The 15,469-nt window shown below is 42.0% G+C and carries 11 protein-coding genes and 1 pseudogene; 7 read left to right on the forward strand and 5 right to left on the reverse strand.

The features are described 5' to 3' along the window. Positions 1-160: 160 nt before the first annotated feature. Positions 161-1,120: an arginase gene (locus tag QO189_RS06450; RefSeq protein WP_238036617.1), complete on the forward strand. Its 960-nt coding sequence runs from the start codon at positions 161-163 to the stop codon at positions 1,118-1,120. A 95-nt stretch (positions 1,121-1,215) separates the two neighbouring features. Next, on the forward strand, positions 1,216-2,631 hold the full coding sequence (locus tag QO189_RS06455) for a YjiH family protein (protein ID WP_371532029.1): 1,416 nt from the start codon (positions 1,216-1,218) through the stop codon (positions 2,629-2,631). 248 nt (positions 2,632-2,879) lie between these two features. On the opposite strand, the gene QO189_RS06460 is transcribed toward QO189_RS06455, so the two are convergent. The 4 genes from QO189_RS06460 to QO189_RS06475 form a co-directional block, all read right to left on the reverse strand. Then, positions 2,880-4,529, reverse strand: coding sequence for a BCCT family transporter (locus QO189_RS06460; RefSeq protein ID WP_371532030.1), 1,650 nt, complete (start codon positions 4,527-4,529; stop codon positions 2,880-2,882). Between the two features lie 182 nt (positions 4,530-4,711). Continuing rightward, positions 4,712-7,219: a CoA transferase gene (locus QO189_RS06465; RefSeq protein ID WP_371532031.1), complete on the reverse strand. Its 2,508-nt coding sequence runs from the start codon at positions 7,217-7,219 to the stop codon at positions 4,712-4,714. Between the two features lie 247 nt (positions 7,220-7,466). Continuing rightward, entirely contained in the window at positions 7,467-8,957 is a 1,491-nt protein-coding gene (locus QO189_RS06470) for a CoA-acylating methylmalonate-semialdehyde dehydrogenase (RefSeq protein ID WP_371532032.1), read from the reverse strand. 75 nt (positions 8,958-9,032) lie between these two features. Continuing rightward, on the reverse strand, positions 9,033-10,214 hold the full coding sequence (locus QO189_RS06475) for an iron-containing alcohol dehydrogenase (RefSeq protein WP_371532033.1): 1,182 nt from the start codon (positions 10,212-10,214) through the stop codon (positions 9,033-9,035). 241 nt (positions 10,215-10,455) lie between these two features. On the opposite strand from QO189_RS06475, the gene QO189_RS06480 reads away from it, so the two are divergent. The 5 genes and pseudogenes from QO189_RS06480 (at position 10,456) to QO189_RS06500 (ending at position 14,318) form a co-directional block, all read left to right on the forward strand. Beyond that, positions 10,456-11,232, forward strand: coding sequence for an IclR family transcriptional regulator (locus QO189_RS06480; protein ID WP_371532034.1), 777 nt, complete (start codon positions 10,456-10,458; stop codon positions 11,230-11,232). 346 nt (positions 11,233-11,578) lie between these two features. Next, positions 11,579-12,559, forward strand: coding sequence for a YhdH/YhfP family quinone oxidoreductase (locus tag QO189_RS06485; RefSeq protein WP_371532035.1), 981 nt, complete (start codon positions 11,579-11,581; stop codon positions 12,557-12,559). Between the two features lie 913 nt (positions 12,560-13,472). After that, positions 13,473-13,610, forward strand: a pseudogene (locus tag QO189_RS06490) (DUF4172 domain-containing protein); the annotation flags it as partial. Between the two features lie 30 nt (positions 13,611-13,640). After that, entirely contained in the window at positions 13,641-13,835 is a 195-nt protein-coding gene (locus QO189_RS06495) for a hypothetical protein (RefSeq protein ID WP_371532036.1), read from the forward strand. A 33-nt stretch (positions 13,836-13,868) separates the two neighbouring features. After that, a complete protein-coding gene (locus QO189_RS06500) occupies positions 13,869-14,318 on the forward strand; it encodes a Fic family protein (protein ID WP_371532037.1) in 450 nt (149 codons plus the stop codon). 725 nt (positions 14,319-15,043) lie between these two features. Here QO189_RS06500 and nirD read toward each other — a convergent pair. Further along, positions 15,044-15,394 carry a nitrite reductase small subunit NirD gene (nirD, locus tag QO189_RS06505; RefSeq protein ID WP_371532038.1) on the reverse strand — a complete coding sequence of 117 codons (351 nt, stop codon included), beginning with the start codon at positions 15,392-15,394 and terminating at the stop codon, positions 15,044-15,046. Positions 15,395-15,469: the final 75 nt, after the last annotated feature.

Raw genomic sequence — 15,469 nt, forward strand, 5'->3', positions numbered from 1 at the left:
GCCGCCTCTGTCTGCGAAGGCACAGCAAGCCAGAAAAATTTGTTTCAGTAGCGTGTGATACGGGATATATCTTTCTTATTCAGGACTGACTATAGCTAAGTAGTGAGAAAAAAATAAATTCAAATGATAAAAAATTGTTTTATTTAATGGAGACGAAATAATGAATGATCTAATGAAAAACGTGCGAATAGTAGAAGTGTATTCAGATGTCGCAGGGCACAAAAAAGGCGCGTCACTAGGCATTGATGCATTGCGCGCGTCATCGAAAGAGATGAATGCAGACTACTACGAAAAACTGCAACTTGACAGTATCAAAAATGAATATATTCATGAAGAAGAATCGCCATTTAAACATGCAAAATACGCTGATGTGATTGAGCCTGTTATCTCTAAATTGGCACATAAAATAAAAGAGATAAGAGAGGAGAATCAATTTCCTATCGTTATCGCAGGCGATCATTCTAGCTGTGCAGGAACCATGCATGGTCTCAAAATGGCGCACCCTGATGCTGAGATCGGTGTGGTGTATATAGACGCGCATGCTGATTTTCATTCACCATACACCAGTGGGTCAGGAAATATGCACGGCATGCCTTTGGCCATGGCCTGTGCAATCGATAACTTGGAATGCAAACGTAACGAGCTCTCTGATACAGAAAAAGAGTATTGGGAACGACTAAAATTTATGGCGTCCAATGAGCCATCAATCAAGCCAGAAAACGTGGTGTTTTGTGCGGTTAGAGATTACCAAGAAGAGGAAATGGAGTTAATCAAAAGACATAAAATTCCTTTATACAGCGTGGCTGAAATAACCAAAAAAGGCATCAGTGCCACAGTAGCCGAAATCTTCAAAAAACTAGAGTATTGCGATCATATTTATGTGTCGTTTGATGTGGATAGTGTTGATCCTTTATACGTTCCAGGAACCGGTACGCCTGCCATGAATGGTCTGTCTTATGAGCAAGCCATGCAGCTCAATATAGAGCTCATTAAAAATGAAAAAGTATGTTGCTGGGAAATGGCAGAAATCAATCCCTTATATAACAATTCAAAAGATGACTCAACGAGAATATTTAAAATTTTAGAAGAGGTCACACATTCTCTTTTAAATAATTACTAGTATGAAATATTAAGAATGAGTTAAAGGGTATTTAACCTAAAAAATATTACCTAAATTTTTAGGTTAGTTAAAAAGGGACGAAAGGTAAAAATAATATGGACATTATTAAAGCCAGCACTGCAAATCAAGATGCTAGCAGTGCTAATACCAGTATCAATCTCAAACAGTTTTTAAAATTCTTTATACCCTCTATGATAGGGTTGATCGTCTTCGTATTTCCCATTCCTTATGTAGATGGTAAATTTGTCAGCTACTCAGACGGATTTACCATTCCTATCGCTGTGTTAAAGGATTATATACAGGGTTATATGAGCGACTTTTTGCCATTGCTCGTTGTCATCTCAATTATGATTACGGTGGTTGGCAGCTTATATACCAAAATCATGAAACCTGCATTGATTTTAAACAATGAGTTTTTGAATAACTTACTGAACGTCAAAACATCTTGGCTGATGCTTAGATTACTTGGTGCGTTTTTTGTCGTCGTTACCTATTTTCAATTTGGGTTTGAGAGCATATATTCAGACAGTATTGGTGGTCTATTATTATATGAGCTCATGCCCATACTATTTATTGTTTTCTTTTTAGCAGGATTATTACTGCCGTTATTGCTTGATTTTGGCTTACTAGAATTTGTTGGGGTTTTATGCACCAAAGTCATGAGACCGTTGTTTGGTTTACCGGGCAGATCCTCTGTCGATTGCTTGGCATCATGGTTAGGTGACGGCACTATTGGCGTCTTGTTGACTGATAAGCAATTACAAAGTGGATTTTATACCAAAAGAGAAGCAGCCGTGATTGCGACCAGCTTTTCAGCGGTTTCGGTTACCTTTTGCTTGGTGGTGATTTCCCAAGTCAAGCTAGAAAGTTACTTCATCAACATGATTGGCGTGGTTGCGTTATGCGGTATTGTTTGTGCGCTCATCGTACCAAAGTTATTCCCATTGTCGAAAATTGAAGATACGTATATCACAAAAAACGATGAGGTGGATTGCGAAGCGATTCCCGAGGGCAAAACGTTATTCAACTATGGCTTACACAAAGCCGTTCAAAAAGCAGACAAGAGCCCCAGTTTTTTGACTTTTTTAAACGATGGGTTGAAAAATATCTTGGACATGTGGATAGGAATACTACCTATCGTCATGGCAATCGGTACTTTAGGGTTGATTGTTGCAGAAAAAACGCCTGTATTTGATTATTTAGGTATGCCATTTATTCCATTCTTAGAACTATTGAATATCCCATTTGCCGCAGAAATGTCAAAAACCATCATGGTAGGTTTTGCAGATATGTTCCTACCGGCCATTATCGGCTCTTCAATAGAATCAGAGTTAACGCGATTTGTCATCGCTTGCTTATCAGTTTCTCAATTGATTTATATGTCGGAAGTCGGTGGATTAATCTTAGGGACAAAAATCCCCGTGAGCTTCTTTCAGTTATTGGTGATTTTCCTATTAAGAACGGTTATCTCATTACCGATTATTGCGTTATGTGCTCATATGATTTTTTAATGATATTCCAGTGTGAATCTGGCCTTGAAAGAAAAGACTGTAAATAGAGCCTACTGAACGCTCATTGCATTATGACTGAATAAAAATTAGCAAATAAGAAACCACCTATCAAGGTGGTTTTTTACTATTAACATCGACCTATAGTTTTAGTGAGAAAACTGCTACGACGACCTATAACTTAAAAGTGCAACCTACACGAAACATCGCGTAGCACGTGTTTTATGCGCCTGACCATTAGCGTGTCAATCTCAACTATTTTCCTCCACTAACTCTACCATATCGACTTCAGGATGAGTGGTGTCATAGAGAACCGCTTTTATAAGGGCTATTCCCATGAGTACCATGACGAAACTAAAAGGCAGTGCACCAATCACCATTGCCGTTTTGATTGCGCCCAAGCCACCACTGATCAATAGGACCCCAACAACCAATGCTAATATAACACCCCAAAAGATAATGTGTGGACGACCTTTTGGACCTTCATTACCACCTGAGTTGATAGTGTTGATAACCAAAATGGCCGAATCTAGCGTGGTGACTAAGTAAGTCAATAGTAAGACCAGAACTAAAATAGCCATTGCCCAAGCTGCATTAGGAGATAGCATCACATCAAGCATTGCCAGCAACTGAGACTCTTGACCGACGCTTGAGATAGCATCAGTACCACCTAGTGTTAAATCGATTGCGGTACCGCCCACGACTGAAAACCAAATAAAACACATCAGTGCAGGTAGGATGACCGTACCAAATAGATAAACTCGAATGCTACGACCACGTGAAATACGGGCAAAGAAGACCCCAACGAAAGGACCAAAGGCGATCCACCACGCCCAATAGAACACAGACCAATCTTTTTGCCATGTGGACAACGTATCACCGACAGTCGTACCATCTGGCTGCCAAATCGTTGTTAGCAGGGCAGGAAGTGCAACCACATAGTCAAACAAACCTAAGAAAAAAGATTGCAAACCAAAGAATGTCGAACCAAAGATTAAGAAAAAGGTAAACAGAATAAAGCTGAGCCACATGTTGAGATTAGACAGCCATTTGACCCCTTTACCAAGGCCTGACAATGCAGAGACGGTGGCTACCCCAACGATGACAATCAATGCAACGATAATGGCGGCCGCGGATGATTTGCCTTCAGCGTTGAGGAGCCAGTCGCCCATGCCAACACGGTACATGCTAGAAACAAATTGCTCAACACCAAACCCTAGTGTTTGTGCGACACCCAAAAGCGTTGCAATGACAGCGACAATGTCAATAGCATCACCAAGCCTACCGGATAGCTTTTTGCCAAAGATTGGCGCAAGCCCTGAGCGAATGGTAAGGGGTAGTTTACGTCGAAAAGAAAAATAAGCCATCGAAAGACCGACTAAAGAATAGCAAATCCATGCACTAAAGCCCCAGTGGAGAAAGGCCCATTTATACGCGTAACGCACGTTATCAGCACCATAGCCTGTTGCCATACCTTGAATAACTTCAGGGTTATTACCAAAGTGATACATCGGCTCTGCGGTGGCAAAGGTCAGCATGCCCACACCGATACCGGCACCAAAAATCATCGCAAACCATGAGAAATTAGAAAACTCAGGTTTGTCCCCTTTGTCTCCTAAGACAAGCTTGCCATAACGCGGAATGAAGGCTAGGAACATGGCGACAAGTAAGAAAAAGGTGACCGATAAGATATACCATGTCGAGAAGTTACTGAGCAAGAAACTGTTGATAGTGCCTAGTATGGCAAGCGAGCTTTCAGGAAAAATGACTGCCCAGAGAATGAGCAGACCCAGTAAAATTTTTGCAGTAATCGTAACGTCTTTATTAAACCCTTCATAAAAGCCTTTTGTGGCTACTTTGATGGGTAATTTGGTTAAAGGTTTTCTACGGTTAAATTTCATATCTAATCCTTTAGATAGTATACTTCTCGTTTAAATGAGTCTTAGGTTCCGCAATCCTTCCAGTCGCCTAATCCATATCATTCAAAGAAAGTCATTGTTTGGCCTATGTACAAACCCAACGGCGCTAAACGCGGCACCAAACAATGACACTTCCTGATTTAAATGGTTCATCAAATTTGCGGTTAACTTGGTAAGTATTCTTGACTCCAGCTATCGCTCACATAACCGCTTGCGATACTTTCCTCAATTTGTGACTCGCTATAACCGAGCTCTTTCATGATTTGACGCGTTGAATGACCGAACTTTTCAGGCCGAGAAAGCGCGTATATCTTGCTATGAGTGGGACGAATGGCATAGGGGTCAAGCTGGGTGACTTTGTGACCACTTGGATGGTCTTCATAGGTTGAGAATGAGTAACTGCCACGATCAATACCTGGCGTGTCATCTGCTAGTCGGCTATATTCTGCGCGTAGCGCATTGATATCAGCACAAATAACGGCAGCAATATCTGCGGCTTGCAAACGATCTACCCATTCGTGAGCAGGTATCTTTTGGAATGCGTTAGACAAGAATGAGGCACGGTCACTTTTTGCCAATTGGCTAAAGCCTTCTAAGCCCTCGACTCTCTCGAAGTTGTCTACGTCAACTTCATGCGCGTTTAATAATACATAGTTACCTGAGGAGGTATAGTAAAAGCGCGTTAATTCATCATGACCATTGGTTTCGCGGCCTGATGGCTCATCAAACAGTCCACGTTTTGCAAAGTCATAGCAATAAGGAATTTGTAGCAAGGCACTATTGGCAACCAGTGATGTCCGTCCGCGCCCGATACGTCCAGTACGGAATTTTTGATAAAGCGCCACACCAATACTCATCGCACCGCCAAAACCGCACATAACGTCGATGGTACCGACGTGAGCATGCTCTTCAGGCGTGTCCATTGCACCGCCGCAGCGCAGCATGATACCCGTGCAGGCCTGTACCACGTCATCGTAGCCAATGAAGTCGCTACAGGGACCTTTACGTACGCCACTGAAGCAGTCTAACTTACAAAAGATGGCTTCAGGATTTAAGGATTTAAGGCCTTCAGCATCTAATCCCATTTTCTTAATCTGTGTATCGGTGGCATTCCAGACGATCACATCAACCGACTTGACCAATTTTTCAAACAGCTCGCGGCCTTCGCCTTTGCCAATATCAGCAAGGATAGAGCGTTTGCCCGTCATTTGAGAAAGACCATAAATAACGGTGTTCCAGCTGTCGTACAGTGGAGTGGCAGAATCAAGTTTGATGACCTCTGCGCCAAAACGTGCCAAGTAAGCGGCCGAATGTGGCCCTGCAATCACATTACAAAGATCAAGGACGCGAACGCCGTCTAACCAACCACGTTTTTCACTGCTCTCATTAACTGAAGGCAATTTGGTTCTAAAGTTCTGGAACTTTGCTAAGGCTTCATCAAAGGTACTCGGCTCTGGCGGCTTGGGTTCTAACATAAGCTCGCCACATTCTTCTAGCCACACAATCGGACCTGGCTGAATCATCTTGCCATAAGTAGGGTCATCGACCTCGATCATCAAACCTGCCGTTTCTGCATGATCATCACGGATCCACTCTTGTAGCCAACGCTGCGGCGCGCCAGGAATACCACGTTTACCAAAGATTTTTTGCCACTCTTTGGAGGTACGTAGTAAAAAGGCGTCTTTCATTTTTGCAGCGATATGATCTGCCCAGTACTTTGGCATGGGGTAAACGCCAAGCGAGGTATCGGAGGTCCACTCACTAGAGGGTACATACGTGTCATCTTCCTCCGTCAGGCCTTCTGCCACCAATTCATCGTACAATCCAAGCACTTCTAAGCAGCGCTTGGCATGATACTTGTGGCTTGGGCATACCACATAAAACATACGACCATCTTTACACATATAGCTGCGGTAAAAAGGATCGAGCAGTTCTTGTAGCTCTTCATAGTTCATATTCATTGGGATGCCTTCAACGCGGCGGCGTTGAATTTCAACTTCGCGTTGGGTTAAATAACGCTCAGGCATGTTTTCAACTTCTATTGAGTTATAGCAGAGCCCTTCCATAACCGCAGCAGCAAGCGGTACTTCAATGGCATCACCAAGGCCAGTATTTTCACGGGCTTGTAGGGCAAACACCACAGAAGAACCAGCTAACATGGCACCATAAGCTGAGGGTAGTGGTAGGGGTGAGAACGATGGGTTGATGCCCATGAGGACACGGTTCAAACCCATGTCGGTAAATACGCCCGAGCTTGCTGAAACGATACTTTCGTAAGCACGTAGCTCACGGCGTAGCTCATCATTTGACGCAAATCCAGGGATGGACAAGGTGATCAGCTGCGGACGTTCTGCACGTAACGCGACCAAATCGAGTCCCATTTCTGCCATTTTGCCTGGGCGAAAACCTTCGATGACGATGTCGCTTTTCAAAATGAGTTGGCGGGCCTGTGCTAAGCCTTCTTCTGTTTTGAGATCGAGTTTGAGCATCAATTTATTGCGATTTAATATGGCGTTGGCAGGGCTTTGCCATTTTGGACCTGATGGTGGGTCTATGTGAACCACAGTAGCGCCTAGGTCACCAAGCATCATACCTACAGCAGGACCAGCAATATATTGACCAAAATCGATTACTTTGACACCTTTGAGTGGCAATTCACGAGTTTCTTGCATAGTCATCCATCCTTAGAATTTTATTATGCGATTGCTATTAAAAATTAGAGCTAGTAAAAATGAGAACGATAAAAATAAGTGTTTGCTTGGCGGCGATAGCATAGAGATGAGCGGCCGCCAAACTGTATCGCTAAAGTGCTCGCTATCTATCCACCGGTGAGGTAGATAAAAAGCAAGCACCAGTGATTTACAAATTATTTGCTATTTTTGAGGACACCAATAACCCAGCACTCAACAGACAAGAGGATTAAGTTGGCATAGAGAACTGTTTTTCATCTCTCACTGCCGTGCTAGGCCAGCGCTGAGTGATGGTTTTGCGGCGAGTGAAGAATCTAACGCCGTCTGGTCCGTACATCGCCAAATCACCAAACAGTGAACGCTTCCAACCACCAAAGCTCTGTGATGCTACGGGTACTGGTAGCGGGATATTGACGCCAACCATACCGACTTCAATGTTGTCGATAAAGTGACGAGCCGCTTCACCATCGCGAGTATAGATACACGTACCATTACCATATTCATGGTCATTGATCAGTTGCAGTGCTTCAGCCATGGTTTCTACGCGCATGACTTGCAGTACTGGACCAAAAATCTCGGATTTGTAGCTGTCCATGTCTTTAGTAACATGGTCAATCAATGTTGGACCAACAAAGAATCCTTCTTCATAACCTTCTGGTTGAACGTCAGAGCCATCCGTAACTAGGGTTGCACCTTGATCAGCCGCACTCTGAATGTGCCCGACAACTTTAGATTTGTGCGCTTTGGTAATAACAGGGCCAAAGTCGTTATTTTTCTCTGAATGCACACCGAATTTGAGCTCTTCGATAGCAGGCTTTAGCGCCGCAATCATCTTGTCAGCGGTTTCATCACCGACGGCGACGGCCACAGATAACGCCATGCAACGCTCGCCTGATGAACCAAATGCTGCGCCTAGCAGTGAGGTTACAACATTGTCCAAATCTGCATCTGGCATAACAATCGCATGGTTTTTTGCGCCACCCAATGCTTGGCAACGTTTGCCCTGCGCCGCTGCGGTCGTGTAGATATATTCAGCGATAGGGGTAGAACCTACAAAGCTGACTGCTTTAACATCTGGATGATGCAAAATGGCATCAACAGCATCTTTGCCGCCATTGACGACATTGATAACACCTTCTGGAAGCCCTGCTTCATGTAGTAGCTGTGCGATAAATAGGGTAGAGCTTGGGTCGCGCTCAGATGGCTTTAGGATAAAGGTGTTACCACAAACGATCGCCATCGGGAACATCCACAGTGGCACCATCGCAGGGAAGTTAAACGGGGTGATACCAGCGACAACACCTAGTGGGTGAAATTCGCTCCAAGAGTCGATATTGGTGCTGACGTTACGGCTGTGCTCACCTTTTAGGAGCTCAGGTGCAGCGCACGCATATTCAACGTTTTCGATACCACGTTGCAATTCACCTGCAGCGTCATGAACGATCTTACCGTGCTCTTCACCGATTAGGCGGCAAATCTCGTCTGCATTTTGCTCAAGCAACTCTTTGAATTTAAACATGACGCGCGCACGTTTTAGTGGCGAGGTTTTGCTCCATGCCGGAAATGCCGCTTTGGCCGCAGCGACTGCTTCGCCGATGGTTTTTTCGCCACCTAACGCAACTTTTTTACTGACTTCACCCGTTGATGGGTTGTAGACGTCTTGGGTTTGGCTGTCATTATTGACTAAGCTACCGTTAATAAAGTGTCCGATAGTTTGCATAGTTTATGTCCTTTAAACAGGTGTGTTATTGATGGGTTGATAAGTAAATGAAGGCGACTTTGATACTACAGAGCGCTATGCGTGAGCCGTACTATTGTCATCCCACAGCATGGTATAAAGCTGAATCATTTCTTCAAGATTGGGTATGCGAGGGTTATTGTTAGGAGAGCCCGATGCAAATGCTTGCTCACACATCGTATTGACAAGTTTGTCAAAGTCGGCGCGCTGCACACCGAATTCTGCCAGCGTAGGCACATGCAACTCTTTATTTAGGTCTTTTAAGAAGCGCACTAAATTGGTGTTGGCTTGATCGTCGGTGTCGCTGGTATCCGCGATACCTAGGGCACGTGCACAATCAGCATAACGGTCAGGCGCACTTGAGATGCCAAATTCGGTAATGGTTGGCAGCAGCATGGCATTTGAGAGGCCGTGCGGTACATGGAAAAACGCACCAATCGGGCGGCTCATACCATGGACAAGCGCAACTGAGGAGTTACAAAAAGCGATACCAGCTAAGGTAGAGCCAAGCATCATTGCCTCGCGAGCCGCTTCGTCTTTACCATTGCGATAAGCCATTTGGATATTAGGTCCAATCAGACGCAGCGCCGCCAATGCTTGTTGATCGCTATAGGCATTGCGTTTAGGGCTGATGTACGCTTCGATAGCATGAGTCATCGCGTCAATGCCTGTATCTGCGGTTGTACGCGGCGGTACACTGAGCGTCAGGCTAAAATCGATAATCGCTGCTATAGGCATGAATCCCATACCCACGCACAACAGTTTTTCATTGTTGAGATCATCTGTAATGATAGTGAAGCGGGTAACTTCTGAGCCTGTACCAGCCGTGGTTGGTATAGCAATAATAGGCAGGCCCGTTTCATCGACTTGACGCGGGAACTTATAGTCACGCATATCGCCACCAAATCTGCCTAAGATAGAAATGGCCTTGGCGCTATCAATAGGGCTGCCACCGCCTAGCGCGATAAGACCATCATAGTCTTTCGCTTTGACTTGAGAGACGCCAGCGCTGATAGACATTTCAGTAGGCTCTGGGACAGTGTCCGAAAACACATCCGCACTGATCTGCGCTTCTTTTAAAATGCCTTGAATATTATCGACATAGCCAAGCTTGACCATCGTGTCGTCAGTGATGATCAGGGGTTTTTTGATACCCAAACTCTTTAATATCTGCGGTAGCTTTTGGCAAGCATCGCGGCCAATTTCCATCGTTCTTGGCAGAAGGATACTGTGCGACATAGTTACTCATCCTTGTATTAATAACTTCCATTATTAGCTTGATAGGCCGTTCATTCGTCGTAAGAAGGACTGACAAAATGAATCATACCTAACAATAAAATTTCACATAACGATAAATATTTTCTCGTTATGTGAAAGGTAACAGAATATGTTTATGATGACAAGACGCAAAAGCATAAATTTTATCGCTATAATGAATAAATTTATTTGCTGAGCGTCAGCTAAAGGTTTGGAGTAATTAATGAGTGAGGCTAAGAAGAAGAAAGGATCAAGCGTGGAGCGTGTTTTGCAGATCGTAGAAGTGCTGGCAAGCTCCCAAAGACCGATGAGTGTCAGTGATTTATCAGAAACGTTAGAAGTGCCTGTGCCCAGTATGTATCGATTGCTGGATCAGCTGCAGAGCCTTGGGTTTATCCAATTAGATTTGCCAGGGAAAGTTACCTGTGGAAAGCGCACTTATAAGCTTGCTATGAACTTATTACAAAATAGTGATTTCAAAAATGAGAGGCTGGCGATACTAAATGAGCTATCAGCGAAAATAGGGGAGACAGTTGGTATTGCGATTTTACAAGACTTAGATGTGGTGTATGTCGATCGCGTTATGTCGGATTGGCCACTACAAATATTTTTACCGTCGGGTACTCATGTGCCTGTTTGGGCCAGTGCCAGTGGTAAGTTATTACTTGCACAACTGTCGGATGATAAATGTGAGCGTATCGTTGAGAAGATGTCGATACATGCGCTCACGACCAATACCCAGACAGATAAACAGCAACTGATGCAAACGATTATAAAAACACGCGAGACCAAAGTGGGTATAGACAACGAGGAGTTTATTCCAGGAATGGTAGCTTGTGCGGTCATGATTCCTAATGGCGAGCAACAAGCATTTGCCACGCTGTTTACCCATGGTCCTACCGTCAGAAAAAGTATGGATGAGTTACTCAGCTATTTGCCGCTGATGCAAGAGGCTGCTGATGAGTTGTCCATCATTTTTAATCAAAACTATGAATTATGAATAGAGAAGTAATTTGTAAAATACAGCAGTGTATTAACTCTCAATCAAGACATCATCGCTTCTATAACGCATAGAATAATAAAAAAGGTTGGCAGTACCATACGCAATATGGTGCTGCCAACCTTTCATTGTTGAAGCGATTTAAAGGCTTGTACACACATATCTTGTTATCATAAATCGATTATGTTATTTTTCATAACGATAACTTTTATATCGATATATGAAATTATATTAAAATTAAAACATATTATTGAAATGCTAATACCTAACTGAGGTAACTAAAGGCAAAGAATCTCCTTGCCAAAAATACTGAGGTTATAACTCTAAGCATGTACAAGGAGTGAATATGAAAGCCTTTTTAGTAGAGAAAGTAGCTGAAAGAGAATTTTCTGGCGCGATACAAGAAGTTCCTGTCCCAGAATGCAATAAAGATGAAGTCGTCATAAAGACAACTTATTCTTCATTAAATTATAAAGATGCTTTAAGCTCCGTCGGTAATCCTGGAGTAACTAGAAAATTTCCTCATATCACTGGCATTGATGTAGCCGGAGTGGTGCACGAAACGACATCTGATATCTTCGCCGTTGGAGACAAGGTACTGGTTACAGGCTATGACTTAGGTATGAATACGGATGGTGGTCATTCAGAATTTGTTAAAGTCCCAGCTTCATGGGTTGCAAGAATCCCAGATACGATCACCGACAAAGAAATCATGACTTTCGGTACTGCGGGATTAACAGCAGCTTTAAGTATCAATGAGTTACTAGACAATGGTATAAAGCCAGAAGACGGTGAGATTTTAGTCACTGGTGCGACTGGTGGCGTAGGCTCTATAGCGGTTTCTATACTGAAAAAAATTGGCTGTACTGTTGTTGCTGTGTCAGGAAAAAAGGAACAAATTGATTATCTTAAACAGATTGGTGCGTCAGAAGTTATTCTTAGAGACACTTTCAACGAGAATGCTAAAAAGCCTATGATGGCTGAGAGATATGCAGGGGTTGTCGATACGGTAGGCGGTGATATTTTAGCCAATGCCTTGAAATATATAAAATACGATGGGGTTGCCACTTGCTGCGGCCTCACAGCATCACATGAACTCAATACTAATGTATTTCCATTTATTTTGAGGGGCGTAAGACTAATCGGTATCGATTCGGTCGAATGTAAGCTTGAGAAGAAGCAAGCAGCATGGAACAAGCTGGCTGGTGAGTTCAAAATAGCGACGTTAGATAGTATCACTAGTGAGATTGGTCTAGAAGATATTAAAACCACTTACGCGTTGATGTTAGAAGGAAAATCCGTAGGTCGATATGTAGTAAAAATATAAGAGACGTCTATCTTATTGTCTTTATGGTACATCTCAAAGAGAGTCTTAATTTTTTAGAATTAAGACTCTCTTTGTTTTTTATAGATAAATGCTGTGCTATGTACACTGTGACTGTTTTAGTGAGTTAAAACGTTGATACCAGTAGCCTATAATCAAAGCTTCAAATCCTCATTAAAAAGCGGATTTTATTCCCATAACGGACGCTATGATAAGCAGGTTTGATACAAAAAATGAATTCATAAAGCCGACAGACAAAGAGATATAAATTAATTTTGAGAGAGTTTTAGTAAAGTTATAGTAGAGGTCGAAAGTGCCATTCTAAAGGAAATGCTAAATAGAGAGCAGGCGCAACTTAGGCACAATTTGGGCACACAAGTTTTTTCATAATTTTTGTTAAGACTACGAAAACAGAAGATTTCTACTGATACAAAGTCTGCGATTTTTCTACAGCCCATATTTTACAGACAAAAAAAAGCCCCAATCTTAAGATTGGGGCTTTCTAAATTTGGTAGGCATAAGCAGATTCGAACTGCTAACCTCTACCATGTCAAGGTAGGTCGACGAACCTGTAAAGAATGATTTTATCTTACATACGTTGATTTCATTAGTTTTCAGGTAACATATAGAAAAATAATTAAGAGGTAAATTATTATATTATAAAATTTAACTCGTATTTAGGCACTATATTTTTATAGTGTTTTTACCTCCGCTCAATTATCATTTAGAACAAAAAGCCGCGCACTTTTATTAAAAATTTTTCTTTAATGCTTCGATTATTAATGCTGATTTTCCAGTTTTAGAATCTCTGGTTATTGTTTATATTGATTATTCTCTGCATATTTCTGAGGAACATATGAAGCATATTACTTATATTCATGAGCATTTAAATTGGACTGAATAGCAATGGTCAGACAAAAAACTATTTTCACTCGTCAGTCGCGTGCAGATATTACAAAACCGTTTACTAGGAAAACTGCTAACGCTAGGATTTGATCTGAATGTCGAGACACGGTTAGATACAGTGACTCTAGAGATTATTAAAACCTCTTAGATTGAATGTGAGGCTCTAAATAATGAGCAAGTGCGTCCCTCAGTTGTGCAGTATTTAGGGTTAGATAATGCCAGTATGCCAACGACTACTCGTGAGATCGATGCAGTGGTAGAGATGATGCTAAGTACCACCTATCGTTATCAACAGCCGTTATTATTAGATGACCTACTCGGATGGCATCGAGCATTATTTCCAGATGGATATAGTGGGCTTTATCGCATTTAAGCAGGCAATATCCGTGATGATAGTCACGGGCCAATGCAAGTAGTGTCTGGTGGGTATGGTCGTGAACAGGTCCATTTTATTGCCCCAAGTGCATATAGGTTGCCAGATGAGCTAGACAAATTTTTATCGTGGTTTAACATTTCGCCAAATGAGCAAGATGATATAGATTTGGTCATCAAAGCAGGTATCGCTCATTTATGGTTTGTGACTTTGCATCCATTTGATGATGGAAACGGACGACTAACACGAGCAATTACAGAAAGAATGCTCGCGCAAAGTGATAAAAGTGCCCAGCGCTTTTATAGTATGTCAGCGCAGATTCTGAAACAGCGTAATGACTATTACAAAATACTAGAGCGCACACAAAAAGGTGATAAAGATATTACGGATTGGTTGGTGTGGTTTTTGCAAACGCTAGAGCAATCTCTCATTGCAGCTCAAGAAACCACGGATAAAATTATCAGTAAATCAGGTTTTTGGTAGACGCATCGACAGCATGCTTTAAATGATAGACAAGTAAAAATGCTAAATACTTTGCTGACTGATTTTTATGGCAAGCTGACTACTAATAAATGGGCAATTATGACTAAGTGCTCTATAGATACGGCACTACGAGATATTAATGATTTGATAGAGAAGGGTATGATGCAAAAATCTGTAGCATCAGGGCGTAGTACGAGTTATGAGTCGGTTTTATGATAAAAATAATATTTTTTAATTCTGCTATGACAGCAAGAAAGTATTCAAACAAGCTGTAATAGAGGCAACCCATTCAGTGACATAATATGAGTGCTTCCATTATGAAGGTCTAAAATATTCGATACGATAAGGAAGTCTTAACTTTATAAGAGGGTTACATTTACAAGATCTTCTTTGTATGTACATGGGGCTAACATAGAGTCCAAGCTGATAAAAGCGCTTAGACTTTGCTATACATCTATTGTGCCGTTATTGATTGTAGAAAATAAAGCACGATGTTTTACTCCTGTGTGATAAATGTGCATTCTCATTTTATTGTTTATTTATAAATGGTCACAAATAGCTTTTCTAGTCTTATTTAATATCGATAACTTCCTAGCAGACATCAGTCTTATTAACCTATTAGAGGATGACAAAAAGCTTAATAAAGAATAAAACAGCCTTTGATTCTTAAAGTCAAAGGCTGTTTAAATAGTTTAAAAGGTAGTATGTGTTAAACACACAAATACTTAGTTATATTTCACGATGACGTCACTACCATGAAGCTCGACTTTATACGTGTCGAGTATGATATTTTTATCATCCAAACATTGACCTGTGACAAGATTAAAGCGCTGCTTATAAATAGGTGAGGCGACATATAGTACATTTTCAGCAGAGCCATCCTCGTTGGTAATAGTGGTGCCGCCAATCAGACCTCTAGACAAAACGTTGGCTTGACTGAACGGATCATAATTATCAAGCGCAAATAACTGTGTTTGCTTGGTGCAAAAAATAGCCACTTGTTTGCCATTCACAAGCGCACAGACCCCTGTTTCGGGAATAATATCATTGATTTTGCATACCGTGAGCTGAGTCATCAGAAGATCCTTAATGGTAAAATATAAATGAGACCAACAATAAAAAATACTGTCTAGCGTCTACTATGAATAGAC

The organism is Psychrobacter sp. Arc29, assembly GCF_041431175.1.
Classification (GTDB): Bacteria; Pseudomonadota; Gammaproteobacteria; order Pseudomonadales; family Moraxellaceae; genus Psychrobacter.

What these genes read in the sequence shown, in the direction of transcription:
- QO189_RS06450 (WP_238036617.1), top strand. Translation starts at nt 161, where the DNA reads ATGAATGATCTAATGAAAAACGTGCGAATAGTAGAAGTGTATTCAGAT.
- QO189_RS06455 (WP_371532029.1), top strand. Translation starts at nt 1,216, where the DNA reads ATGGACATTATTAAAGCCAGCACTGCAAATCAAGATGCTAGCAGTGCT.
- QO189_RS06460 (WP_371532030.1), bottom strand. Translation starts at nt 4,529, where the DNA reads ATGAAATTTAACCGTAGAAAACCTTTAACCAAATTACCCATCAAAGTA.
- QO189_RS06465 (WP_371532031.1), bottom strand. Translation starts at nt 7,219, where the DNA reads ATGCAAGAAACTCGTGAATTGCCACTCAAAGGTGTCAAAGTAATCGAT.
- QO189_RS06470 (WP_371532032.1), bottom strand. Translation starts at nt 8,957, where the DNA reads ATGCAAACTATCGGACACTTTATTAACGGTAGCTTAGTCAATAATGAC.
- QO189_RS06475 (WP_371532033.1), bottom strand. Translation starts at nt 10,214, where the DNA reads ATGTCGCACAGTATCCTTCTGCCAAGAACGATGGAAATTGGCCGCGAT.
- QO189_RS06480 (WP_371532034.1), top strand. Translation starts at nt 10,456, where the DNA reads ATGAGTGAGGCTAAGAAGAAGAAAGGATCAAGCGTGGAGCGTGTTTTG.
- QO189_RS06485 (WP_371532035.1), top strand. Translation starts at nt 11,579, where the DNA reads ATGAAAGCCTTTTTAGTAGAGAAAGTAGCTGAAAGAGAATTTTCTGGC.
- QO189_RS06500 (WP_371532037.1), top strand. Translation starts at nt 13,869, where the DNA reads ATGCAAGTAGTGTCTGGTGGGTATGGTCGTGAACAGGTCCATTTTATT.
- nirD (WP_371532038.1), bottom strand. Translation starts at nt 15,394, where the DNA reads ATGACTCAGCTCACGGTATGCAAAATCAATGATATTATTCCCGAAACA.